The organism is Methylomonas paludis (genome assembly GCF_018734325.1).
GTDB lineage: Bacteria > Pseudomonadota > Gammaproteobacteria > Methylococcales > Methylomonadaceae > Methylomonas > Methylomonas paludis.
Map to the genome: position 1 here is coordinate 1,766,746 of NZ_CP073754.1, position 26,319 is coordinate 1,793,064.

Genomic DNA, 26,319 nt, shown 5'->3' on the forward strand with positions numbered 1-26,319 from the left:
CCACCAAAACTTAGCGGGTTATCATAGCCTGCATCGTCGCCACTCGTAGCCTCGATGTAACGCAGTGGAATCGAGGGATTCGTAGCGCAGCCTAAATCAAAGTAGGGTCAGCGGCATTCAACAATGCCCGCTACCGCCTGAACCAAAATCAACTATTAACGCCAACATAGTCCTATTTTTGGCAGGGTAGATAAAGCCACCAAAACTTAGCGGGTTATCATACCCCGCATCGTCGCAACCCGTAGCCTCGATGTAACGCAGTGGAATCGAGGGGTTCGCAGCGCAGCCTAAATCAAAGCAGGGTCAGCGGCATTCAACAATGCCCGCTACCGCCTGAACCAAAATCAACTATTAACGCCAACATAATCCTATTTTTGGCAGGGTAGATAAAGCCATCAAAACTTAGCGGGTTATCATAGCCTGCATCGTCGCAACCCGTAGCCTCGATGTAACGCAGTGGAATCGAGGGGTTCGCAGCGCAGCCTAAATCAAAGCAGGGTCAGCGGCATTCAACAATGCCCGCTACCGCCTAAACCAAAATCAACTATTAACGCCAACATAGTCCTATTTTTGGCAGGGTAGATAAAGCCACCAAAACTTAGCGGGTTATCATAGCTTGCATCTTCGCAACCCGTAGCCTCGATGTAACGCAGTGGAATCGAGGGATTCGCAGCGCAGCCTAAATCAAAGCAGGGTCAGTGGCATTCAACAATGCCCGCTACCGCCTGAGCCAAAATCAACTATTAACGCCAACATAGTCCTATTTTTGGCAGGGTAGATAAAGCCATCAAAACTTAGCGGGTTATCATAGCCTGCATCGTCGCAACCCGTAGCCTCGATGTAACGCAGTGGAATCGAGGGGTTCTCAGCGCAGCCTAAATCAAAGCAGGGTCAGCGGCATTCAACAATGCCCGCTACCGCCTGAACCAAAATCAACTATTAACGCCAACATAACTTTAAACCCTATGAATGTTATTAACTGGATTTACCGCCCAAGAACGCAGCAAAAAATAAAGCGTCGGAGTAGCAACCAGCGAAAGCAGCACGGATAATGTCAGTGCGCCTATCACTGCAATAGCCAATGGCTTCAGCATATCCGATCCGGCACCAATACCATAGGCTAAAGGCAACAAACCCAAAGCCGCCGCCAAGGAAGTCATCAACACCGGCCGTAACCGGCGCCGGCCCGATTCCACCAGGGCATCGGCCAGATTATGGCCTTGCGACTCGTACCGGGACACCGCATCCAGCATCAGAATGCCGTTTTTAGCAACCACGCCGATACCAATGATGGCGCCCAGCAGAGAAACGATATTCACCGAAGTACCGGTCAGATACCAGGCCATAATGGTGCCGCACATGGCCAGCAGCGAACCAAACACAATCGCGACAGGTTCATAAAACGAACGGAATTCGATCAGTAACACACTGAATACCAAAAATACCGAAGCCAGCAACACAATCAGCAGGTTGTGAAACGATTCCTGCTGTTGCTGATACAGCCCGCCAAATTCCAGTACCCCTGGCGGCAGGGTGTTATCCTGACTCAGTTTACGCTTGATTTCGGCAATGGCACTGCCCAGATCGCGGTTTTCCAAACGGGCAGACACCGCCACCAATTGCCTCAAGTCCTCGCGGTGCAATTCCAGTTGGCCGGTTTCAGTGATCACATCGGCCACTTGTGATAGCTTGACAGTGCGGCCATCTGCGGAGCGCAACGGCAATTCCCGCAGTTTGGCCAGCTGATCGGTGACCGCACTATTCATTCTGACCCGGATATTCACCACCCGATCACCTTCCAAAACATAAGAGGCCTTTTGCCCCAGCATGGCAGCATTCACTGCCAAAGCCACATCATTAACAGTTAGCCCGAAGCGCTGTGCATCTTGATAGCGCACCCGTAAACTCAAGGCTGGGCCGGTGGTTTCCAAACCATCAAAACTATCGACCACACCCGGCACTTTGGCCAGCTCGGCCTCAATCTGCGGTGCTTTTTGCTTGAGCCACTCCACATCGGTAGCAAACAATTTGATTTCGATTGGTCGCGGCGACCAAGTCAAATCGCCGATCAGATCGCCGAGAATGCCGGCAAATTCCCAATGCAAGCCTGGAACAGCCGCATTCAGCTGTTGGCGCAGTTCCGTCACCACTTCATCGGTTTTGCGTAGCCGCTTGGTTTTTAATTTGACTAAAAAATCGCCTTTATGGGCCTGGGAAATCCCCAAAGCCAGTCTGGCACCGGTACGCCGGGAATAACCTTCCAATTCCGGTATCGCCCGCAGGATGGTTTCCGCCTGCTGCAATTGCCGGTCGGTTTCACTCAAACTGGTTCCCCACGGCGCATGATAATCAAGCACAAAGCCGCCTTCATCCATAAACGGTAAAAACTCACTTTCCAGACGTCCGTAAAGCCAGGCTCCCAGCACCAATATCAGCGCGCAACCGATCAGCACTTTACCGGTCTGATGGAGCGCAGCACGCAGCATTTTTTCATAAAGACTAATCAGTTGCCCAAGCCAGTTTGGGCGTTCCGTTGACGGCTTGGATACGGACTGGCAGGCCGGCATCCACCAGGCCGCCAAGACCGGAATCAATGAAATGGCCAGTACCAGCGAGGTCAACAGCGACACCACCATCGTCAAAGCCAGCGCCTGGAAAAAGCAACCGGCTACCCCATCCAGAAAAGCCAGCGGGATAAATACCACCACCGGGGTCAGCGTCGAAGTCAGCAAAGGCCGAAAAATTTCACTAACAGCCTGCTGAACAGCAGTCAGGCGCGGCACACCAGTGGCAATTCTGGCATGAACGGCTTCCACCACCACGATAGCATCGTCGATAATCAGACCAATGGCAGCAGCAATTCCGCCCAGAGTCATTAAATTAAACCCCATACCCATGATGCGCAGCACCAGCAGAGTAATCAATACCGTAGCTGGAATCACCACTGCCGCGATTAAAGTCGCCCCCCAATTATTTAAAAAAATATAGAGTATGACAATGGACAGGATCAGGCCCAAAATAATCGCTTCCCAGACACTCTGGATGGAATCACCCACCAAAACCGATTGATCGTAGAACACTTTGGCCTGCAGATCCGCCGGCAAAGTGGCTTTTAATGCGGCCAGCTCTTGTTTTAGTTGCTGGGCAATATCCAAAGTGCTGCCGTCCGGTTGACTATAAATATTCAGCAATACGGCATTCACGCCATTAGCCGTCACCACATTAAATACCGGTTCCTGGCTGCGTTCAACTGTTGCAAAATCCTTGATGCGGATTGGATGGGGTGTCGCAGTAAGTGCACCGGGAGTAGGGGAGTTACCGCTGACAGCCACAGTCAGATTTTCAATGTCTGCCAAGCTATGCACCCGGCCATCCACCTGAGTCAGATACAGCCGGTAATTTTCTTCCAGCATGCCGGTGGGTGCCACCAGATTGTTTTTGAGTAAGGCATCGCTGATCTGACTTAGGCTGAGATTCACCGCCTGTAACCGTAAAGGATCAACGCTGATCTGATATTCTGGTGCGCGTCCACCGACAATGCCGATTCTGGCCACGCCCGGTATGCGCAGCAAACGCGGTTGCAGGGAATAGCGGGCAGTTTCCCAAAGGTCGGTGAGTGAATGGTTAGGCCCGGTTAAACTGAGACCTACCACCGGAAATGCGGCAAAAGTCAATCGCCAAACGGCTGCACTGGCCGTAGCGGGCAGGGCCTTTTGGACGATGCCCAAACGGCCCTGGACAAACAGCTCGGCCTGTACCATATCGGTTTGCCAAGTAAAAAACACATTGATTTCAGCAGAGCCCCGCCCCGTTTTTGAACGCACGGTAACCACGCCGGGAATGTCTTTCATCGCCTCTTCAACCGGCCGGGTGATAGTGGCCATCATTTCATTAGCCGGCATTACCCCGTTATCAATCAAAATCACCACACGGGGGAAATTGGTCAGCGGAAAAATAGCAGAAGGCATCCCCAAGGCCGCATAAGCACCGGCCAGACACAGGGCAACACACAAAAAACTGATGGATAGCCGGTGATGTATGGCAAATGAGCCAATAACAGAGCTGGCCATTATTGCGCCACCTTGACGCGCGTTTTGCTTGGCAAACCGTAAGCGCCCTCAGTAACGACAACGGTTCCCTCGACCAAACCGGCACCTGCCACTTCAATAAAACCGCCATCCCGTAAACCGGTTTTGATGGTTTGCTGTACTGCGCTGTCTCCATCAACCACAGCAATCAAGCTGGAACCCTCCTTGTTTACCACGCTGGCAACCGGCACCGCCAATCGGTCCGGCCGCTCTTCCACCAGGATACCCACACTAACAAACTGACCGGGTCGCAAGCCGGATTCTGCCACAACTGACGCTCTAACCAATATGGTATCTGTCAACTGATCAATCTGGGCGCCTATCAATGTTACCGATCCAGTAATATTAGCCCCGGAACCTGCTGTTATTGCAACAAATTGCCCCAAACGGATGTCGGTCACTTCCACACTAGGCACTTTTACGGCAATATGCAAACGCCGTAAATCAATCAGATCTGCCAATACCGTGTTCAGATTTACCGCCTCACCAACTTTAAAATGGATAGCCGCCACCGTACCGGACAACGGTGCTTTGATTTGTAATAATTCGCGCTGGGTCTGCACACTTAATAAATCCTTGCGGGCAGCTTGCAGCAATTGTTCCGCTTCATCGTAAAGTTTGCGCGAAACATTATCACTGGCATTGAGCTGTTGTTTACGGGCAAAATTCTTTTCCGCAAATGCCACTGCCACCCCCGCCTTGGCAATCAAAGCATCGCTGCTGCGGGTGTCCAGCTCAAATAATAAATCGCCTTTTTTAACTAACTGACCTTCCCGGCAATGGATTTGGCTAACAATACCCGCCAGCGGTACAGCTATTTTGGCGCTGGCCGCCGGCTCTGGCTCGACCAGACCATAGCCAAAAATAAACCGCCGAAAATTCATCTTGACGATACTGGCGGTTTGCACGCTGACTTCTGTGATCACTTCCGGTTCTGCCACTGGTTCGGCGTTTATTTTCCAAAACATCACGCCAATAATGCCGGCAATGATTAGCCAAAATCCGTATTTCATGGGCTGGTTTTCCTCAGAACAGAATCCGAAATTTGCGTGGTTGTCAACGTGGAAGCCAGCGGAAAGCGCAGGGTGTCTTCCAGGGTATTGAGGGCTTGCTGGGTTTCTATCAGCACATCCAGATGGCTACGTTCAGCAATCGCGTTTTCCAGTGCTGTGCTTAACAATGCCAGGCGATCGACTTCCCCGGCTTGCAATAAAGCCTGGGCAGACTGTAAATTATCCTGCTGTAGTTGTTTTTGTTTTTCGGCTACTTGCCATTTGCTCAGCACTGCCGCCACACCCGCATCAGCCCGGTCAATATCACCCAGAATACGCAATTGCAAAGCCTCAAAACGTACCGCAAACTCATGACGTCTGGCTTCAGCTTCGGCAATCGGACCTTGATTTTGATGCAACACCGGCAACTGTATCAAAGCACCCAAGGTCCACAGGTTTTCGCCTAGTTCCCAGGCATAACCAGGATTGGCCTGCACATTGGGATATTGATTGGCTATTTCCAGTTGCAGTGCCGACTGTGCCGCATCGTAATCAGCCAAAGCCGCCAACACATCAGGGCGTTGCTGTAAGGCAATGCTTCTTAAGTCTCGCACCGGAATACGCTCAAGCACCGGCGGTTTGGCCAGATCACTGAAATCGAAAGTTATTCCGGATAAAGCCGTTACCGGTAAACCGACTGCGGCGGCCAATAACACCCGGCTTTCCGCTGTTCTTTTTTGGGCCGCGCTGCTGTTCAACTGCAATTGGTTTAAAGCTAAATGAGTACGCATCAGTTCCAGCCGGGTTATTTCACCGGCTGAAAATTGCTGTTCCAGGCTGACACTCATAGCCTGCTGAATACCCAGTTGCCGTTGCAACAAGCGCTCGGCTTCTTGCGCCGCGTAAGTTTCCAGCATGGCTAAGCGCAAGCGGGCCCGTACCAGCCAAGCTGTTTCTTTAATGCGCAACTTGGCCGCCGCGCTCAGATGTTTGGCTTTATCCATACGAAAACCGCGTTTACCGGCTGTTTCGATAGGAATATTCAGATTACCCAGCGCATACCAAGGCATGGCGGTAGTGGCGATATGAGTGAGATAGGAAGTTGACGGATTGATGGATGGGTTGGGTCGCTGCGCGGCAGTCATATTAGCGGCATCAACCGTGTCAGCCTGAGCGCGAGCCAGCGCCAAATCGGGATGATAATAAAACGCCGCCAGGCTAAGCTGATCAATATTCCAGGATTTAAGCGGCCAAACCGAGTCCTTAGCCAATGCAGCTACCATAAAATCGTATAGTCCGGCATCGCTCAAAGTGCGAGCTTCCATGTTAAGCATGGTTGCCGGCGCTTGCAGCGGCACCTCCTGGAACCGGGCACAGCCGGTTAGGCCTAAGCCGATAAAATTGACAACAATAATAATGGAGAATAATTTGTGCATGACTGCATATTAACCATGCAGTCCTGACAGCGGCATGACGAGAACATTACAATATTGTCAGAATTGCACAATGAATCGAATATTGAACTAACGCTGAAAATCTTGGAAGCGGAACGTAAGTGGAGCGAAGATTTTTAGTCCCCGATAGGCGTAGCGCCGGGCGGGTTTTCGAAGCGAAGCGGAGAAAACCTGCAAGGCATCGCGAAACGCCGTCAAGTCACTTGGAGCCGAAGTTCCGATCCCCTTGTTGGGTCGGAACGAGGTGAGGAGGACGAATCGGGGCCGCCGGAGGCATTAGCGGTCGCGTAATTTTTGCCGCTTGTTGGGGCTGGGATGCCCCTAAACAAGCTTTCGCAAAAATAGCGACTCACTGAACATTATCACTTTCGGAAATTTTCAGAGTAGTTGTCGCCTCGATGATCCGCAAAAATACAAGCCTGCCACGACGACCAGTCAACAGGATATCTTACAACCCGCACGCAGGGCCGTTTGAATAGTTTGGATGTACTCACCGCCAAACAGTAAGCAGAGCAAAAAAGGCTGGGGTTGGGTCCACAGTAGCGGCCTGAATATCCCTCGACTGAGTTTTTCAAATCCTTGTCGAATACGAATGATGACAATTTGATAAAGGTCGTACCGTTCGCCACATTGCCCTAACTGCGCCCGACTCCAAATGCTCCAGTCCGACAATGCGCTCAACACCTTCGGCCAGCGGATTCGCGCAACGAACCTTGGACAAGCGTACAACATCGCCAAACTTTACCCTGGGCCAGTCTTTACTCGATTCCTTCGACATTTCTATCCCCTTGCTCTTGCTCGTTGACGCTGTTGCAAGCGGTTTTGTATTTGACTGTATAGTTTGGCTTGCTGATGCTCACGATCACGTAAACAGACCACCAGCGAGTATTCCTCTAATGTTTTGGTATCAGTCTCACCCCAGGGATGATCATTCCGAGTGATTACAACAAATAGTTTTTGGGTTTTTAATTTGTGAACTTTAGACAGAACTTTGAATTGCCACATAGCTGACTGAACTGTGCCCTTACTTCTTAAAGTTTTGCTAACATTAGCACCATCTAACTCTTTAATGTTCTTAAAATCTTCCTCATTAGTCGCCTTATTGAACATTTTGACTGCATGATCAAGATCGGGTGCTGCGACTAGACGAAAATCTATTCGCGTGGCCTTGTATGAAACCCGCGTTGATCGTACTGGTGGTGTATGGGCTAGACTGACTGATATTTCACGAGTTCTTTTGCCTCGTGAAACAAAATCGTCTGGCACCACCACTTCGTAAAAATGATGATGCTTGTTTTCAATTTGACCTTCAGCAATCAGGGTGACTTCATTTTCTAGGGATTTCAGCAACGCCCGTGCATCAACAAGACCATATCCCACAACTTTTCTTAATGACTCCTCATCGTCAAGAACTTCTGAAGCGGATTTTGGAACGGTGGCGTGAGTCACCAATAAAGCACGTAACAAATTGGCGCTGGCTTCCGGGTGTTCCGATAGTATTTTTCCAGCTAAATGCGTGATATGCGGTGCAGCAAAACTGGTCCCGCATTTTAGCCCCAACAAATTACCTTGGGTGAAATCAAGATTGGTGGAAAGCTCACCTAGGCCTTGATCGTGAATATGATTTGCACCGCTACGTGCATTCAAAACCCAATTGCCGCCAAAGGCCACCAGTTCAGGTTTTATTGCACCACCTACCGTTGGCCCATGACGGGTAAAAGGGGAAGGCTGTTCGGTTTTGGCTATGGGTAATTCCGCAGGATCATGAATATGACGTTGGGTATTAAAACTGGCCTCTTGACGAGCCAAACTGCCAACTGTCAATACGTTAAGTGCTGTGGCCGGGTCAATGATAGCCCAATCATCATGCGTTAAATAATCCGGATATTCTTGTCTCCAGGCTAGGCCATCAAGTTGGCCAGATAATACATTACCAGCAGAAACGACAAATAAAACACCTAGTTCACGCGACAATCTGTCTAAGGTATAAGCCAAACCACGGACGTGTCCACCTAAATAAGGTTTGCGGCTATCGCCGAAAGAAAGATTGAAAACACGACAATTGTATTGAATGACAAAATATCGAACGGCAGCGTCAATGTGGTTTTCAATCAAGCCGTTATTTTCATTATCCTTGTCCAGAATCCGACCGCTGAAAAGACGCAATTCCGGTATGAAAGCCCCCGCTTCAATTGATTTAGCCAAATCGCCATACAATGCAATTCCGGCAACATGGGTACCATGACCACTCTCGTCTGTCGCCATATGACCAGGCAAAAAGCTTTGCGCATCGCCTACTGCCGACCCTAACAAGGGATGGCCGGTTACCAGCCCACTATCCAGCACCACAACACCAGGCGCATTAGGTAACGGTGAAGGTGGAATCGGGAAGTGCTGTATGTCCAGGCCAAGATATTTTCTATCCAAACCAAAGCGCGGCGGTAAATCGATAATACGTATATCTCGATGATGCAGGAGTAGTTCGGCTTGATGGCGATCACAGCGTACGCGATAGATGGTTAGTCCAGGCTGTTTGACACTATCAGGAAATTCAATGCCATTTTCTTTCAGCCATGCTTCAAACTTGCTCCACAACAGTTGGCGTTCTTTGGCGTTGTCCTCAATCGGCCAAAGCTCGAGGTCGATGTAAAAGGTTTCTGACTCTGGAAAGCCTTCCTGCTTTAACGACCATCCGGTTCTGTCTTCAGACGTCCAACCTGACATGCCTTGTAAGGCATAATAGATTTGTTTATAGGTAACGTTTTCGTTTTTAGCTATTGATGCTAATTTGGCCTCGAACGATTGCAAGGCTGATTGACTAACAAAGGCAACCACCACCTCGTCATTCTCCTGACTGACGAATTCAATGTCACTGGAAATTTTTTTCAATTCGTCAGGATTAAATCCTTTTTCAACCTGAAAACGAAACAATTTGCGATTATCAAAACCACCAATATCTTGTTCGGTTTGCTGGATGGTTTTTTGTAAAGCCAGCCCCAGCGCTTTGCCATGCGCAGCCGGATCTGGAGGCAGCTGGAACAGTGGAGGTCTACCTGGTCTTTTTTCAGTAATGGGTTCCTCACGCTGCAGCGGCAAATGAGGGTAGCTTGATATCATGAATAACTATTCCTGTTTAGAAACCCGATTCCTTCTTGCATCTTCTCGGCGTATGGCTGACTGAATATGCCGTTCGGTCAAAAACTCTTTACCGGACAACACTTTTTCTTTAATGGCTCGGCGTAAAACCCGTTCGACATCGGCATGTGACATGCCTTTAAAAAGTCCGGAAATTTTGCCGTTGTCGATTTCAAACTCCCTGCGCACGCCTTTAAGCTTGATGGCAAGTAAGCGTTTAAGCTGTTCCGAATTTGGGGCTTCAAACACTAACACTTCATCAAAGCGCCGCCAAATGGCGGAATCCAGAATACCTTCATGATTAGTGGCTGCGATTAACAGACTTTTGCCGTCATAGGCATCCAGCATCTGTAAAAATGCATTGACCACACGTTTTAATTCACCATGTTCGGCACTGTCGGCACGTTCTTTCGCCAAAGCATCAAATTCGTCGAATAAAACCACCATAGGGATTGTAGTAATAAAATCGAACACTTTACGCAGGTTTGCCGCCGTTTCTCCCAGATAGGATGAAACAACGCTATCGATTCTAACAATCGCCAGAGGTAAACCGAGTTCGCCGGCAACAATTTCCGCCGATAGTGTTTTCCCGCATCCAGGCGGACCGCAGAATAGCAAGCGATCAGCCGGAAATAAACCGTGCGAGTTGAGTATTTCCACACGATGATGCTCTTCAAGAATTTCATCCAACAGCGAACGATTTTCATCCGATAAAACCACATCATCAATTCTGCGTAAGGGCTCTTTTATCTGTAATAGAGCCAAGCCACGTTCTTTGTCTTCCGGTAATTTAGAAAACTCAAAACGCTTTGCTTGCTCAGTAGAACTGCGCCGGCCATAGAGAATTTTTTCCAAATCATTGGCAAGCAAATGATGTTGCTTATCGCGCTCTTCCTGAATAATTTTTTCCGAAACACGGCGAAAAGAGTCCGAGTCGCCTTCAGATCCTGACTTTATGAGCTGTCTTAGTAATGCACCGGAAGCCATTCCCCCTCCCTATCGCCAGTTTGTTATGATATTTTGGCTAAAATTTTTTGTAAAATTTTAAACTATTTTTGCCACCTAGAGTAAAAGTAGGTGCTACGACTACGGTTAGTGCAAAATCATCATCAGGGTTACCTGTTGTGCTAAAGTCCATGACTCATAATATTTTTCAATTGACCGAAAACACTTTGAAAGCTGTTGGTGCGAAAAACCGGGTCACAACTTGGGCAAGAGCTGTTTCCAAAACACGTTTCATCAATTCGCAAGCCTCTTGGGTGAAGCGCTTGTCCAACCCCTGAGCGCTGATCTTTAATCCATGAGTATAGCCGGCTCTAGCCAAGCCTTCGACTGACGGTGTGAAGTACTGCATCCAACCAAAGATCAACGTTTTCACAAAATTAGACCCCGTGATTTTACGCTGGCGTTTGATGAATCCCTCTTTGGCGAGTTCGTTAGACTTAGTGGTCAGAACCGAACAAACTGCAGGGTTTGCGCCAGCCTAAAAAAATTTCCATTTCGAATATTAGTTTACAAGTAAATAATATCTATTTTATCATATGGTTAAACAGTATATTTCGCCTAATTTATACTAAGTTGATGCGTATGGGGTATTTTCTGAAAGGGGCTGGTTCATCGGCTATCCTCATCAATTTACGGTGAGGATACTTTCCCAAATTCAATTGATTACGGGTAGATGGGGTTTGTTAAGCGCTTACGTTTCGTCGGCCATGATCACGTTCCCGGCCAGTTGATGCTCCCGGATCAGATTAATCAAAGGTTGTAACGGTCTGGCCAGTGCAATGACCCAGTTCGCCAGCGGCCCTTGAGAGTTCGCCACCATAACGCGATAAAATACTTTCAAGCCGATACAGCGGCAAGCCATCGCAGTATTTATAGATCAGTACCAAACCGCCGCCAAACGGATTATGACCGAGCTCACACTCCACAATCGCCGCCAGTCCGCGATGAGATTTACGAAAATCAATTGGCTGACGGTAAAGATAAACCTGTGTCAGTTCCAAAGAAGGCCGCATGATGCGGGTCACCGCAACACCTCAATCAATTGTTTAATCAAGGCCATCTGATGCTGAGCAATCCCCGTCAACTGAGTGCCATCCCGGAAGCACAAAGACAAGCCAGGTGAAAAGGGCGGGGCGGCAGACGCTACGACTTGAACCCGGGCAAAGCCGGTGACAGGGGCCGGGGCAACCAACTCGTGGCCTACCTGAAACTGATGTTTCCAATAACGAAACTGGTGCGTCACCAGTTCCTGCTCACGGCAGTAACGGGCTTGGGATAACCCAGATGCCTGCCATTGCTCAATGTGAAGCCGCCAAAAGGCGTGATCGGTATTGTTTTCCGTGGATGTCATCGCTAATCCCAAAATTATTGTCGTTGGGAAAGTCTGACATGGTCGACACAGGGGGTAAATTATGCTGAGTATTGAGCGCTTACCTTACAAACTTATCAGTTCGTAGTGAGTTCATCACCTGAACGTGGTGGTTGTCCACCTTCACGGGTTAAAATTTTTCTAAATGCTTCGAAATCTGCACGATTTTTTCTTTCTGCAAAGAAATTAGCCGTTTTCATAGCGGTAAGTTTTTCAGCAACAGCAGTGGCCACAAATTGGTTTAGGCTTACGCCTTCTTCTTTGGCTAGTTTTTCAACAGCTGCTTTCACTGAACGTGGCAAACGAAGTGGGTAGGAGCTTACATTACTCATTGTTTTAACCTCTGGAGAGCTTCAAACGGTTTTAGGATTTCAATTCCAAAGTCATTCGGGGTAGTCCCGTAATCACGGTGATTGAAGGTAACAATTGCATCAACTCTGCCGTTTACTGCCGCTTCAAGTACCATTTCATCGGCTGGATCACGCAATCTTTGCCGCCAAAGAAAATGTGTTTCAACAGGCTCAACCAAGCCCGCCAATGCATCCAAATATATACCAACCTCAGTTTCATTCAATCCAGCAGCTAGTTGATGGGCTGGCAAAAACTACAGGTTGCGTCATATTCGACGACCAAAGGTACATTTGCTACCATTACAAATAAGCCATCAAGTGCTGCTAGTAAAAGTGCTGCTGAAGCTCCTGTTGGGCTACGCATAGCTGAAACGATTACATCAGTATCTAAAACATATCTCATATCACTTATAGTATCACATTCAAAAAATTAGCTTTTATTTGCTTTTGTCCTATTTTTTGAACTTATTAGGCCTGTAATGTAGATAAATTAATTGTTTAATTTTTAACAAAGTTTTCAAAGTCATCTGCACGATGCCAATTTTCTTTACTTAATGCTCGCCAAAATGATTAAAAACATGATGTTTTAAACATAAACCGATTCAGCTATGAAAACTTTGAAGACTGAAGGACTTCCAAAACTCCCTTTCAAAACCTAAATTTCTCTCTACGATCTTGGCCGCATTAGCAAATGCTATGTTTCTGCTGGTGGCAAGTGGGGCAATTGCCTGGGAAGCAATCCAACGTTTAGCAAATCCACCGGCGGTAGCGGGTTTAACGATCATGGAAGTCGCAGCCATCGGTATTGTCATTAATGGCCTGTCAGCCTGGCTGTTTGTCAAAGGCAGCAAAGGCGATTTGAACATTCGGAGTGCTTACCTGCATATGCTGGCAGATGCACTTGTCTCATTAGGTGTGGTTAGCGGCGGTATTTTAATGATATATACCCAGTGGTTCTGGCTTGACCCCGTCATTAGCCTACTGATCGTATTAGTAATTGTCATAGGTACTTGCGGGTTGCTGCGCGAATCAACACAACTGGCGTTAAGCGCCGTTCCTCGTCACATTGATCTGGCCGCGATCGATAGCTTCCTGCGCCAATGTCCTGGTGTCAGCGATATACACGATTTGCATATATGGGGCATAAGCACCACTGAAACAGCGCTAACGGTGCATTTGGTGATGCCAGCAGGTCACCCCGGCGATAAGTTTATGGATGAGTTAGTATTAACATTAAACCAAAGATATTCCGTGCAGCACAGCACATTACAAATCGAACAGGGCACAACCAATCACAGTTGCACCCTTATCTCGGTAGGTCGGCACTGATAATCTCAACTATATTTCAGCCCATAATCAGTTGGTAAATCTTTTTTTCCGCCTGATAGCAAGAACAGGCGGCTGCTTCCAAACCAGCGCGGTTAAGTACGGTGATATGGCCGCGCCGATAACTGATCAGTTTCCGGCGTTGCAATGAACTGGCGGCTTTAGTGATACCCACTCGGCGTACACCCAGCATATAGGCCAAAAATAAGTGGGTAATGTGAAAAGTGTCGGCGTGGGCACGATCCTGCGTCATCAACAGCCAGCGCGCCAGACGGGCTTCTACCACATGAATCCGGCAACAGGCCGCAGTTTGAGCCAGTTCGCTAACTGTTACATAAAGATAGCGTTTTAACATGCTGTATAGCGCCGGACTGTTGGCAACTTCCTGAGTAAATGCCGCCGCACTAATGCGCAATGCCGGCCCAGCTCCCTGAACTAGGGCCTGAAACGGGGCAATTTCTACACCCAGGATTAAAGTAATGCCTGCCATGCCTTCGTTACCGATTAATCCCACTTCCAAACCAGCATTGCCTTCCAACGGCGTTACCAGTGAAATAAAACTACCGGTGGGAAAATACACGTGCGGCACCTGATCGCCATGTTCGTAAATAATATCGCCAAATTCAAGTTGGACAGGTTCACAAAGGCTGACTAACTGTTCACGATCAGCAAACGGCAATGCTGTCAGGAGTTGATTGGCGGCATAATTAGGTCGGGTGGATGTCAATATCTTTACTCCGTTAAGGTTTAACAATGCACTTTACACCATCAAACTGACACTAAAGATGGCTGTTAGCATCCACAATACGCCCCAGGCCACCAATAGTCTGTCTGGTAGCGTACGGAGTTTGTAAATATTTACTTGTCAAACAATTTATGTGTTGTAGCGTACAGACGGGTATCTTGACTTTAGCTATGCTAAATGCCGGAGACTGGAAGTAACTCTTACCTGCTGTCGGCTTACGCCCGGCATGGCGTGCCTGATCAGGCCATTTTCCTGACGAGACTAAATCAATAGTGGTGTCGGCGATTTATATGCGGTATTCCCGATGCCTAATTCTTTATCCGCAAGGAGTCATTTATGAAACGATTATTGGCAATATTACTGCTCCAGGTGCTGTATCAAACGGTAAGCTATGCAGAACAACCTGCAGTCGAACCCCAAACTCAAGGCGAGGTCAGTTTTGTCAGCGGCGGGGTAGGCGGCGAGGAACGTCATGCTCTGCAAGCCTTGCGGTCTGAATATAATTTAAGTTTGCTGTTTTCGGTAAAAGGCAGTGGTGAGTATTTGAGTGATGTCAAAGTGCGTATCGAAGACGCTAAAGGCAAAATCTATCTGGAAACAGTCTCTGACGGACCGATTTTATATGCCAAGCTGAAACCAGGCAAATACCATGTATCCGCCGCTCAAAATGGTTATGAAATCTATAAAAAAGTCACGTTGGATACCAGCAAAATCACAGCACTATCTTTCGTTTGGCCGCAAGAAAAATCCAATTGAATTTAGCGTTGCTGACAGAGCAGAAAATTAGCGCTGATTATGTTCGATGTCGCACAGAACTCGACCTATTATAGGTTTACAGTTATTACACCTATTGCCGCCAAGTTTGGCGGCTTGCCAGTGTTCATTGTCTGCTCCTAAGTAGCCCTGATCGTTTGATCGCCCGCCTCATGTGTTTCAGCAACGCAATGAGGCGTTTTTTTGCATTCTACAGCCTGATTTCGGCCACCTCATAACCCTTTCCGATTTCAATGCCGCTGGTCTCGATAGCAGCTCTCTAGTCAATGTTCGTTAGCGCACTGTTTTAATTAAGCGAAACGTGTCTAATTGATTTGTATTCGAAGTTAACTTACTGGATAAAACATCATGAACACATTTTACCGATTCAGATCAACTCAATGGCTACAGATTTTAGGGGTTAGCGTTTCTGCCGTACTTTTAACCGCTGCCTGTGCCAACAACCCGCCACCTACTGAGCAAATAGCCGTAGCCAAAGCCGCTGTCAACAATGCCAGTGCCGCCGGTGCTACCGAATTTGCCCCATTACCGCTCAGATATGCTCAGGACAAAATGGAAGCCGCAGAGCATGCCATGGACAAAGAAGATTATCACGTAGCCCGGCTATTGGCAGAAGAAGCTGAAGTGGATGCTTTGCTGTCAACAGCAACCGCGCGTTCCGTTAAGGCGCAAAAAGCAGTTAGCCAGTTGCAGCAGGACAATACCGTGCTGCGCCAGGAAATTGATCGTAAAACCCAATAATCAGCTCAGGAATTCAATATGAAAACTATTCACTATCTATCCATAAGCCTGATTGCCACCCTGCTGGCCGGTTGCGGTGCCAATCCCAAGAATGCTTCGCTGGTCGATGCACATGAACGTTATAACACTGCCAGAAATAATGCAGAAGTCACCAATCAGGCGCCGCTGGAATTGAAAGATGCCGCCGATACCCTGAAAAAAGCAGATTCTGCTTTCCAGGAAGATGATGATGACGTGCAAACCGTTGATCATCTGGCCTATGTCGCTAGTCAGCAGGTCGGCATTGCTCAGGAAACCGCCAAACGCAAAATTGCAGAAATTGCCGTCACCAATGCCGAAGCCAGTCGCAGTAAAGTGCAACTGGATGCCAGAACCGCCGAAGCAGACTCAGCCAAACGCCAAGTGGCCGGCGACAAAGACATCATTGCCCAGCAGGCTATCCTGATCAATGAATTAAACGCCAAAAAAACTGAACGCGGCTTCATGATTACCTTGGGCGATGTATTGTTTCGTACCAATAAGGCTCAACTTGAATCCGGCGGTACCCGTAATGTGGCAAAACTGGCGGATTTTTTGAACCAATATCCCGATTATAAAGTGCTGATTGAGGGTTATACCGATAGCACCGGCAGCCATGACTATAATCAGGAACTGTCTGATCGCCGTGCCTACTCAGTGCGTAGCGCTTTAGTCGATATGTCCATCAACAGCAATCGTATTGAAACCCGTGGCTATGCCGATGAGTATCCAGTGGCCAGCAATGCCACCGCTGCTAATCGCCAGTTAAATCGCCGGGTAGAAATTGTGCTGTCCGATGCTAACGGCAATATCACCGAGCGCTAATCCAGCCTAACTATAGGCCGAACATTTCCCAAAATGCCTTAACGGTACTTAAACAATGACGACAATTAACAAAGAGAATCTTATGAAAACTAAAGAAGAATATATAGACAGCCTCTCCGCCGAATTAAAAGAATGGAGTGCTGAAATTGATGTGTTAAACGCCAAAGCCGAACTCGCTGCGGAAGACATAAAACTGCAATATTACGCCGATATCGCTGCCTTAAAAGCCAAAGAAGCGGTAGCCACAGCTAAAATCAAGGAATTACAAGAGGCTAGCGGTGATGCCTGGGATGCGGTGAAAGATACTGCTGAACATGTTTGGCATGACTTGCGTACCGGTCTGGCCAGCATAGTTTCCAAATTCAATTAATTCGGTACCAACTCAAGCCCGCCCAAACCGGGGCTTGAATTTTACGGCATTAAAAAATTAGTAACTACTCAGCGTCCAAGTATCTCCTTAAAAAACCAGGTAGTTGTGGGTGCAAAACGCAGTACAACGCATCAATAAAAGCTAAGTACTTGTTTAAAAAGGATCATACAAAGTTACGCTGAGTAATTACAAAATTATCTATCAAATACCTGAATATAGGATGTGCCGAGGCAAGAATGCGCATCGTTCGCGATTGATGCGCATCGCAGCGTGCCGCACAACCTATTTTTATTGAAGCGCCATTCGACATTGGATTTGATTTCGGCAACGCTGAGTAAGAAAAATATGGAGAAGTCAATATGGCAAAACAGTTACAGCGCAGAAAAAAAGTCAGGCTAGCCCATCCTGGCGGCGATGAAACGCCGATTCGCTTTGAATTATTCAGCACCGAACGACTGACGGAACATGCCTATAGTTTGGCTAAAGCCCAAAAAGTGGCTTATCCCAAAGTCGGGCAGCGCCTGATTCCCCGAGTCCGGGAAAACGCCGAAGTATTATTTGCCGCCTATCAAGCGGTCGCTAAGACAGTGCGCGAACAGCGCGCCATTACCCCGGCAGCAGAATGGTTGCTGGATAATTTTCATATTATTGAAGAACAAGTCAGTAATATAGACATTGATTTGCCGGAAAGCTATTACCAGGAACTGCCAAAATTGTCGGAAGGATTTCTGGTCGGTTATCCCCGCGTCTACGGTATAGTCTGGGCTTTGGTGGCGCACACCGACAGCCGCTTTACCCCGGAACTGCTGACTCTATTCGTTAATGCCTATCAGGAAGTAACACCGCTCAGTCTTGGCGAATTATGGGCAATACCGATTACCCTGCGTGTGGTGCTGGTCGAAAACTTGCGGCGACTGGCAGTCAGTATCATGCGCTCCCAGTCTGGCCGGGAACTGGCAGATGAGTATATCGACGCAACTGAACAACTTGGCATACACAATGATAGGCCCAGCCCGGATATCGCCCCGGCGGAACTGCCGACTGAACCATTACGTCAGGCCTATGCCGTACAGATTCTGCTGCGCTCCCACGATCCGCATCCTGCCGGCTCATTGTCTCTGGATTTTCTCAATGACTGGCTGAAACAGCAGAACCTGAGTCTGGAAGATCTGGTGCATCGCGAACATGCCGAACAAATTGCCGACAATCTGACCGTCCGCAATATCATTACCAGTATGCGCGCTATTTCCGCTTTTGAATGGCCGGATTTTATCGAAGCCGTCAGCCATGTTGATCACTGTTTACGTGGTCACCCCGGTTATGCCGCAATGGATTTTCTTACCCGCGACCGCTATCGCCATGCCATCGAAGAACTGGCCAAACGTTCTGTTTACACGGAATTAGCCATAGCCCAGCAATTGATGCTGAAAATTCAGAACATCAGCACCAGTTCAGCGGGGTTCGAACGGCTAATTGAGCCGGGCTACTACTTAATCGGTGCCGGGCGTTATGGCTTTGAAACTGAAGTCGGTTACCGGGCCAGTCTTAAGCAAAAACTGCTGCGCGGCTATGTAGCCGATTCGGGGCTGGCTTATCTGAGCAGTCTGGCCGGTTTGACGTTATTATTATTCTGCTGGCCGTTGGCGGCCAGCATCAATGCCGGACTGGGCGGTCTGGCTATTAGCTTGATTGCTTTATGTATTCTGTTTCCGGTTTCGGATATCGCTATCGGATTTTTCAATCAATTAATCATCGCCGGTCTGCCGCCCCGGCATTTGCCGCGCCTGGAACTCAAAACCGGCGTTCCGGCAGACGTGAGTACCTTTGTCGTGGTGCCCACGCTGTTTTTTAAAGAAGCCGAGGTGCTGGATCAGGTCAGACAGATGGAAATTCACTATCTGGCCAATCCGGACGGAGCGGTGCGGTTTGCACTGTTGTCGGACTGGATCGATGCCGACCAGGAAACCCTGGCAAATGATGCCAAACTGTTAGCCTTGGCCGTCGGCGGTGTAGCGGCACTTAACACCAAATACGCTGCAGAACGATTTTTTATCTTTCACCGTAAACGCTTGTGGAATCCCAGCGAAGCCAAATGGATGGGTTGGGAACGCAAGCGCGGTAAGCTGCATGAATTTAACCGTTTATTGCGCGGCGCCACCGACACCTCGTTTCTGGCAGTCAATGGTCAGCCCGCAGCAGCCCCTCCAGGGGTGTGTTATGTCATTACTCTGGATGCCGATACCAAATTACCGATGGGCACAGTGGCCCAATTAGTCGGCGTGGCCATGCACCCGTTAAATCAGCCGGTTTTTGACAGCAAAAGCCAGCGTATAGTTGATGGTTACGGCATACTCCAGCCGCGGGTAACGCCAACCCTGCCGCAACGCCGCGAACACTCATTGTTTCACCAGTTGTTCGCCGGCGCAGCCGGGTCGGATGCCTATGCCAGTTCGGTTTCTGAACTCTATCAGGATTTATTTGCACTGGGTACCTATAGCGGTAAGGGTTTATATCATGTTGACAGTTTCGAAGCGGCATTAGCCGGGCGAGTGCCAGACAACACTCAGCTGAGTCATGATCTGTTTGAAAGTGTTTACGCTCGCTGTGCACTGGTTAGTGATATTGAGTTTTTTGAAGAATTTCCTTGTCATACCGAGGTAGCGGCTTCGCGGGAACATCGCTGGGCGCGCGGCGACTGGCAGTTATTGCCCTGGATATTCGGCACCAGCGGCAGCAATATGCCCTTGTTGGGCCGCTGGAAAATGCTCGACAACTTACGCCGTTCCCTGTCGGCACCGGCAGCATTTGCGGCGCTGGTGTTGAGTTGGGCCATTCCCGGTGCGCCGCACGCGTTGCTGACCGGCCTGGTGCTGACGGCTCTGGCTATTCCCACCATCATGGCCTGCACCAAAAGCCTGGCACCGCCCAGGCGCGGCATTTCATCGTTTACCCATTGGCGAAACACCTTGCAGACTGTGCTCTGGGCTATCGGTAACAGCCTGGTGGCACTGGTGTTTCTGGTGCAACATGCCTGGTTGATGACCGATGCCATCGCCAATACCCTGGTCAGATTATTAATTACCCGGCGGCGCTTGCTGAAATGGGTAACGGCCTTACAGGCCAAAAATGTTTCGGATAATACTCTAAAAAATCTGCTTAAGCCCTTGGGCCGTTCATCCTTGCTGGTGCTTGGTGCGGCGGCGGTGGTGTTAATCGGTAATCCCGCCGGATTGACGGTGGCTGCGCCGTTTATGCTGTTGTGGTTATTGGCCCCAATACTTGCCCGCAGCTTAAGTCTGCCACCCAAGCTGGATAAAGCCGAACAGCTGCAAGCAGGGGATGCCCAAGCCATGCGTTTGCTGGGTCGGCGTATCTGGCGGTTTTTTACCGTTTTTGTGACGGCAGACGAACATCATTTACCCCCGGACAATTTTCAGGAAGACCCGGAACCCGTTATCGCCCAGCGCAGTTCGCCCACCAATTTTGGCCTGTATCTGTTGTCGGTGGCGGCAGCCCGTGATTTTGGCTGGATCGGTCTGCTAGAGGCTATGGACAGGCTGGAGGCCAGTATGACCACACTGAACGGTCTGGCCCGGCTGAACGGTCATTTTTACAACTGGTACGATACCCGTGATTTACGAATTTTGGAACCCGCTTATATTTCCACTGTGGATAGCGGAAATCTGGCCGGACATCTGCTTACCTTGGCGGAAACCTGCCGGGAAACGCTGAGCAAACCGCTGTTGCTTAGGCACAGTTTGCCGGGTTTGATCGATACTCATGCTTTATTGACAGCCGAACTTGCCGCCATCAGTGATGATAAACGCACCTTGACGGTCACACTGGCTGAGCTACGCCAAAAAACCTCATTACTGGGCGAGATGTTGCAAACAAGACCAGTCGATGCCCCAGCTTGGGCCGAGCTTTGGCAGAAATTGCCAAAATGTGCCGAGAATCTGCAGGATTTGGCTAGTGCTTACGCTGCCGAACGCGGCGATGCCGAACACAGCGAAATGCTGACTTGGTGCGGATTGCTATGTGACGATATTCGTTCCCAGACCCGCGACATCGATACTTTGTTGCCCTGGATTAAGCTCACCAGCCAATTTGACGCCATTCACCTGGTAGCCAGCCAAGCCCAGCATCCCGTCTGGTGGCAGGCCGCCGTACTGGATATCCCTTTAAACCAGTTGGCAGATTTCTACACCAGGACTTTGGACGAGTGGCAGGGTATCAATGCCCCCGATTTGCCGGTGGCTAGTTTGAAGGCGTTGGTGAAATTGCGCTGGGCGGCTGAGCAAACTAATTTGTTATGCAAGCGTCTGGAACGCTTGGCGGCCCAATCGGACAAGTTGTTTAATGAGATGGATTTTGGCTTTTTGTATGACCACAAACGCCACATGCTGACCTTGGGTTATTCCGCAACAGAAGGTCGTGCTGATGACAGTTATTATGACTTGCTGGCTTCCGAGGCCAGACTGGCCAGTTTTATTGCCATTGCCAAACGTGAAGTGCCCAGCAACCACTGGTTTCATTTAGGCCGGCGCGTCACCCGCGCCGCAAAGGGTACAGTGTTGTTATCCTGGTCGGGGTCTATGTTTGAATATCTGATGCCTTCACTGGTCACATTTACTCCGCGTTACAGTCTGCTGGATCAAACCTGCCGGCTGGTGGTAAAACGCCAGATCGAGTATGGCAAAGAATGCGGCATACCTTGGGGCGTGTCGGAATCGGCGTTTAACAGCCGCGATATTGCCCTGACTTACCAGTATTCGGCGTTTGGTGTTCCCGGTCTGGGCATGAAGCGCGGACTAGGCGAAAACCGGGTGATTGCGCCTTACGCAACGGCGCTGGCCGCCATGTATTCACCCCATGCCGCCGTGGAGAATTTTGCCCGACTTACTGAACAGGGCGCTTTGGGCCGCTATGGTTTTTACGAAGCTCTCGATTATACGCCGGTGCGGCTTTCCGAAGGCCAGCAAGTAGCGATAGTACGTTGTTATATGGCTCATCATCAGGGCATGTCCTTACTGGCATTTGCCAATGCTGTGCATGACGGAACCATGCGTCACCGCTTTCACAATGCTGCCCTAATCCAGGCAGCGGATTTGCTGTTGCAGGAACGCATACCCCAAGGGGCCGATACCAGCAGCCTGCCTTTGACTCAAGCCTTGGCCGAAATCAAGGAAATAGTTCAGACTCCAGTGAAACGGCTGTCGTCACCCATGTCGGCCAGTCCGTCCACTCAATTGCTTTCCAATGGCCGCTATACCGTCATGATCACCGGCTCCGGCTCCGGCTACAGTCAATGGCGTAATCTGGCCTTGACTCGCTGGCGTGAAGATGTCACCCGGGATGCCTGGGGAAGTTATCTGTATCTGCGCGATGTCGAAAGTGGACAGGTCTGGTCGGCCACTTATCAACCGACCACAGTTATCCCGGAACATTATGAGGTGGTGTTTGTAGAGGATAGGGCCAAAATCAGCCGTAGCGATTTTGATATCACCAGTACCCTGGAAATTGTGATTTCCCCGGAGGACGACGCCGAAATCCGCCGGTTGAGTTTAACTAATAACGGTATGCACAGCCGGGAAATTGAAATTACCTCCTATGCCGAGCTGGTGCTGACCAGCGCAGCAGCGGATATTGCCCATCCGGCATTTTCCAATTTATTTGTCCAAACCGAATATCGGGCGCAAAGTCGGGGTTTGATTGCGCATCGCCGCCCCCGCACCCAGGAAGATCGACCTATCTGGCTGGCCCATGTATTGGCGGGCAGTCAGGCCAACGAAGGCCTGCAATATGAAACCGACCGCTCGCGTTTTATTGGCCGCGGCCTGAATTTACGTGCGCCGATTGCGATCATGGATGGCCGGCCTTTGAGTAACACGGTCGGATCGGTACTTGATCCGATCTTTAGCCTGCGCACCAGGGTGCGGATTGCGGCGGGTACGACTGAACACCTGACCTTTACCACCTTGGCAGCCTTATCCCGCCAGCATGCCGAAGATCTGGCCGACAAATATCATAACACCGAGTCCTGGGAACGGGTGTCTGCACTGGCCTGGACACATGCTCAAGTGCAACTGCATCATTTGCATACCAAACCGGAGGAAGCTCAGTTGTTTCAGGCTTTGGCCAATCGCTTGATTTATAGTGATTCTACCTTACGGCCATACGGCCGATTATTGCAGATGAACACGCTGAACGTGACCAGTTTGTGGCGCTACGGCATTTCCGGTGACCGGCCCATTATTTTGTTGCGGGTTAAAGAGTTGGAGGATAGGCGCATCGTCGAGCAATTGTTGCGTGCTCATGAATACTGGCGCATCAAAGGCCTAAAGGCAGATCTGCTGATTCTCAACGAAAAAGAATTATCTTATGTAGAAGATTTACAGGCTTTGCTGGAAGCGATGGTGCGGGATATGCAATCACGCTCCACACCCGAACCGGACAGCAAAGGTGATATTTTTGTGTTGCGCATGGATCAGCTGTCCGTGGAGGAACGGGTGTTTCTGCAAAGTGTAGCCAGGGTGGTGCTGGTCAGTAATCGCGGCAGCCTGTCTGAACAATTATTAAGACATCCGCGCCCCGAAACCGCTTTTATTAACTGGCAGACCCCGGTTCCGGCACAAGATCCGCCTGAAAAACTGGCTCAACCCACCCTGGAGTGTTTTAACGGCTTGGGTGGATTTGGCAATAACGGCAGTGAGTACGTGATTGTGCTCGATAAAGGCCAATGGACGCCGGCCCCCTGGGTTAATGTAATCGCTAATCCGGAATTTGGCTTTATCGTCTCGGAACTGGGCAGTAGCTGTACCTGGGCCGGCAACAGCCGGGCCAACCAGCTCACACCCTGGTCTAACGATCCAGTCAGCGATGCATCCGGCGAAGTGTTTTATATCCGCGATGATCAAAGCCAGGCCTTATGGTGCCCGACCGCCTTGCCGATCCGTGTGGAAAATGCCGCCTATCAGATCCGCCACGGTCAAGGTTACAGCTGTTTTGAACACGACTCACACGGTATCCACAGTAACCTGATGCAACTGGTCAGCCCTGATGATCCGGTAAAAATTTCCATTCTGACTTTAAAAAATCACTCGGGTCGCACCCGCAAACTGACCGTGGCTGCCTATGTGGAATGGGTGCTAGGCGCAAGCCGCACTGTCACCGCCAGTCATATTGTCACCGAACTCGATCCAGAGACCGGTGCTGTGTTTTCCTGTAATCCCTGGGATGCAGAATTTGGCGGGCGCTACGCCTTTGCCGATCTGAGTGGCCAGCAAACCAGCTGGACCGGTAATCGCCGGGAATTTATCGGCCGCAACGGCAGTTTACAAGCCCCGGCAGGATTATTGACGGCCAGCACGTTGAAAAACCGGCTGGGAGCCGGGCTAGATGCCTGTGCAGCCTTGCAGACCCAGGTGATACTGGCTGCAGGCGCAGAAATCGAGCTGGTTTTTGTGCTGGGCCAGGGATTGCAACGGAGTCATGCCGTAGAATTGATTAAACGGTATCGGCTAAGCGATCCAACTGCCATCCTGGAACAGGTTAAGCAATTCTGGCAGGGTGTGCTGACTACGGTGCAGATTAAAACCCCGGATCGGGAGCTGGATTTGTTAATAAACCGCTGGCTGCTGTATCAGACCCTGAGCTGCCGGATGTGGGCCAGAGCCGGATTTTATCAGGTAGGCGGGGCGTTTGGCTTCCGGGATCAATTGCAGGACTGTATGGCTCTAGCGGTAACCCGGCCCGATTTGAGCCGCCGGCATTTGCTGTCTGCCGCTGAGCGTCAGTTTGGCGAAGGTGATGTACAGCATTGGTGGCACCCGCCTTCAGGGCGTGGTGTGCGCACCCATTTTTCCGATGATCGTCTGTGGCTAGCTTATGCCGTGGCCTATTATGTAAAAATCAGCGGCGACAACAAGATTCTGGATGTGCTTTTACCTTTTCTGGATGGCCCGACATTAGCGGCTGACCAGGAAGATGCGTATTTCCTGCCTACTGTATCTGTAGAACATGCCGGTCTATATGAACATTGCCGACGCGCCATCGATCTGAGTTTAAGCACCGGTCGACATGGATTGCCTTTAATCGGCAGCGGCGACTGGAATGATGGCATGAACCGGGTAGGTCGGGAAGGTCAAGGCGAAAGTATCTGGCTGGCCTGGTTTTTGATTGCCACACTAAAACAATTTATCCCGCTGGCCGAGTCCCATGGCGACCACGCCAGTGCCGAGCGCTGGCAACAGCATATCACCCAATTAAAACTGGCCGTAGAAGCGGAAGGCTGGGACGGAGCCTGGTACCGGCGCGCCTATTTTGATGACGGCTCACCTTTGGGTTCGGCAGCCAATGCTGAATGCCGGATAGATTCCATCGCCCAAAGCTGGGCGGTAATATCTGGCGCGGCAGATGGCGAACGGGCAGAGCGGGCCATGCAGTCAGTTAAAGAATATCTGGTCCGCTATGGTGATGATCTGGTTTTGCTATTTACCCCGCCGTTTGACAAAACCGAGCGCGATCCCGGCTATATCAAAAGCTATCCGCCCGGTGTGCGTGAAAACGGCGGTCAATATACTCATGCCGCCATTTGGTCGGTTATTGCCTACGCCATGCTGGGGGAAGGTGATCAGGCCGAAGAATTGCTGCGTTTGTTGAATCCCATTAAGCGTACCAGTTCCCGCACCGGTGTTTATGCCTATAAGGTGGAACCCTATGTACTGGCCGCCGATATTTACTCGGAACCCCCTCATGTCAGACGCGGCGGCTGGACCTGGTATACCGGTGCAGCGGGCTGGTTTTACCGGGCCGGATTGGAATCCATCCTGGGTTTGCAAATTCATGGCGATCAATTGCTGATCAAACCTTGCATCCCCAGATCCTGGCCGAGCTACAGCATGGTGTATCAGTATCTTAACAGTCGCTATGAAATCAGCGTGGAAAATCCTGATGCAGTATGTCAGGGCGTAATTCTGGTCGAACTAGACGGTATCAGCCAGCCGGATACGACTATTGATTTACAAAACGACGGGCAGGTGCATCAGTTACGCATAATTTTAGGTGAAAACCATTTGCTGGACGGATAGGGTAATCATTACCAGATTTTAAGCTTTTAATTACGGAG

Annotated in this window: 19 protein-coding genes; 6 read left to right on the forward strand and 13 right to left on the reverse strand. The window is 49.8% G+C overall.

Annotation, left to right across the window (positions count from 1 at the left end):
• Positions 1–956 precede the first annotated feature (956 nt).
• From KEF85_RS08025 to KEF85_RS08075, 12 genes are all read right to left on the reverse strand, one after another.
• Complete coding sequence (locus tag KEF85_RS08025; RefSeq protein WP_215584807.1) at positions 957–4,070, reverse strand: efflux RND transporter permease subunit; 3,114 nt, start codon at positions 4,068–4,070, stop codon at positions 957–959.
• Positions 4,070–5,101, reverse strand: coding sequence for an efflux RND transporter periplasmic adaptor subunit (locus tag KEF85_RS08030; protein ID WP_215584809.1), 1,032 nt, complete (start codon positions 5,099–5,101; stop codon positions 4,070–4,072). Before KEF85_RS08030 ends, KEF85_RS08025 begins: the two co-directional genes overlap by 1 nt.
• Positions 5,098–6,516: a TolC family protein gene (locus KEF85_RS08035; protein ID WP_215584811.1), complete on the reverse strand. Its 1,419-nt coding sequence runs from the start codon at positions 6,514–6,516 to the stop codon at positions 5,098–5,100. Before KEF85_RS08035 ends, KEF85_RS08030 begins: the two co-directional genes overlap by 4 nt.
• A 589-nt stretch (positions 6,517–7,105) precedes the next feature.
• Positions 7,106–7,312 carry a hypothetical protein gene (locus tag KEF85_RS08040; protein WP_215584813.1) on the reverse strand — a complete coding sequence of 69 codons (207 nt, stop codon included), beginning with the start codon at positions 7,310–7,312 and terminating at the stop codon, positions 7,106–7,108.
• A gap of 2 nt (positions 7,313–7,314) precedes the next feature.
• On the reverse strand, positions 7,315–9,651 hold the full coding sequence (locus KEF85_RS08045; protein WP_246535080.1) for a S8 family peptidase: 2,337 nt from the start codon (positions 9,649–9,651) through the stop codon (positions 7,315–7,317).
• A gap of 6 nt (positions 9,652–9,657) precedes the next feature.
• On the reverse strand, positions 9,658–10,656 hold the full coding sequence (locus tag KEF85_RS08050) for an AAA family ATPase (RefSeq protein ID WP_215584815.1): 999 nt from the start codon (positions 10,654–10,656) through the stop codon (positions 9,658–9,660).
• A 166-nt stretch (positions 10,657–10,822) separates the two neighbouring features.
• On the reverse strand, positions 10,823–11,023 hold the full coding sequence (locus KEF85_RS08055) for a hypothetical protein (protein WP_215584816.1): 201 nt from the start codon (positions 11,021–11,023) through the stop codon (positions 10,823–10,825).
• A 342-nt stretch (positions 11,024–11,365) separates the two neighbouring features.
• Complete coding sequence (locus tag KEF85_RS17100) at positions 11,366–11,470, reverse strand: IS66 family transposase (protein ID WP_425515596.1); 105 nt, start codon at positions 11,468–11,470, stop codon at positions 11,366–11,368.
• Positions 11,421–11,699 carry an IS66 family insertion sequence element accessory protein TnpB gene (gene tnpB, locus KEF85_RS08060; RefSeq protein WP_215584818.1) on the reverse strand — a complete coding sequence of 93 codons (279 nt, stop codon included), beginning with the start codon at positions 11,697–11,699 and terminating at the stop codon, positions 11,421–11,423. Before tnpB ends, KEF85_RS17100 begins: the two co-directional genes overlap by 50 nt.
• The gene (tnpA, locus tag KEF85_RS08065) at positions 11,696–12,025 is read right to left on the reverse strand and encodes an IS66 family insertion sequence element accessory protein TnpA (RefSeq protein WP_215584820.1); all 330 of its coding nucleotides are present in this window, start codon (positions 12,023–12,025) and stop codon (positions 11,696–11,698) included. The genes tnpB and tnpA overlap by 4 nt, the downstream gene beginning before the upstream one ends.
• A 95-nt stretch (positions 12,026–12,120) precedes the next feature.
• Positions 12,121–12,375, reverse strand: coding sequence for a YlcI/YnfO family protein (locus KEF85_RS08070; RefSeq protein WP_215584821.1), 255 nt, complete (start codon positions 12,373–12,375; stop codon positions 12,121–12,123).
• Positions 12,372–12,617 (reverse strand): PIN domain-containing protein, encoded by a 246-nt coding sequence (locus tag KEF85_RS08075; RefSeq protein WP_215584823.1) that lies wholly within the window; start codon positions 12,615–12,617, stop codon positions 12,372–12,374. The genes KEF85_RS08070 and KEF85_RS08075 overlap by 4 nt, the downstream gene beginning before the upstream one ends.
• Before the next feature lie 451 nt (positions 12,618–13,068).
• Between KEF85_RS08075 and KEF85_RS08080 the strand changes: the two genes are divergently transcribed.
• Positions 13,069–13,722, forward strand: coding sequence for a cation diffusion facilitator family transporter (locus KEF85_RS08080; protein WP_246535081.1), 654 nt, complete (start codon positions 13,069–13,071; stop codon positions 13,720–13,722).
• 16 nt (positions 13,723–13,738) lie between these two features.
• Here KEF85_RS08080 and KEF85_RS08085 read toward each other — a convergent pair whose 3' ends face one another.
• On the reverse strand, positions 13,739–14,446 hold the full coding sequence (locus KEF85_RS08085) for a Crp/Fnr family transcriptional regulator (protein ID WP_215584825.1): 708 nt from the start codon (positions 14,444–14,446) through the stop codon (positions 13,739–13,741).
• 354 nt (positions 14,447–14,800) lie between these two features.
• Between KEF85_RS08085 and KEF85_RS08090 the strand changes: the two genes are divergently transcribed.
• From KEF85_RS08090 to KEF85_RS08110, 5 genes are all read left to right on the forward strand, one after another.
• On the forward strand, positions 14,801–15,220 hold the full coding sequence (locus KEF85_RS08090) for a carboxypeptidase regulatory-like domain-containing protein (RefSeq protein WP_215584827.1): 420 nt from the start codon (positions 14,801–14,803) through the stop codon (positions 15,218–15,220).
• Between the two features lie 366 nt (positions 15,221–15,586).
• Positions 15,587–15,979 carry a DUF4398 domain-containing protein gene (locus KEF85_RS08095; protein ID WP_215584829.1) on the forward strand — a complete coding sequence of 131 codons (393 nt, stop codon included), beginning with the start codon at positions 15,587–15,589 and terminating at the stop codon, positions 15,977–15,979.
• Positions 15,980–15,997: 18 nt separating this feature from the next.
• Entirely contained in the window at positions 15,998–16,822 is an 825-nt protein-coding gene (locus tag KEF85_RS08100; RefSeq protein WP_215584831.1) for an OmpA family protein, read from the forward strand.
• A gap of 82 nt (positions 16,823–16,904) precedes the next feature.
• Positions 16,905–17,192: a sll1863 family stress response protein gene (locus KEF85_RS08105; RefSeq protein WP_215584833.1), complete on the forward strand. Its 288-nt coding sequence runs from the start codon at positions 16,905–16,907 to the stop codon at positions 17,190–17,192.
• Between the two features lie 359 nt (positions 17,193–17,551).
• Entirely contained in the window at positions 17,552–26,281 is an 8,730-nt protein-coding gene (locus tag KEF85_RS08110) for a glycoside hydrolase family 94 protein (RefSeq protein WP_215584835.1), read from the forward strand.
• Positions 26,282–26,319: the final 38 nt, after the last annotated feature.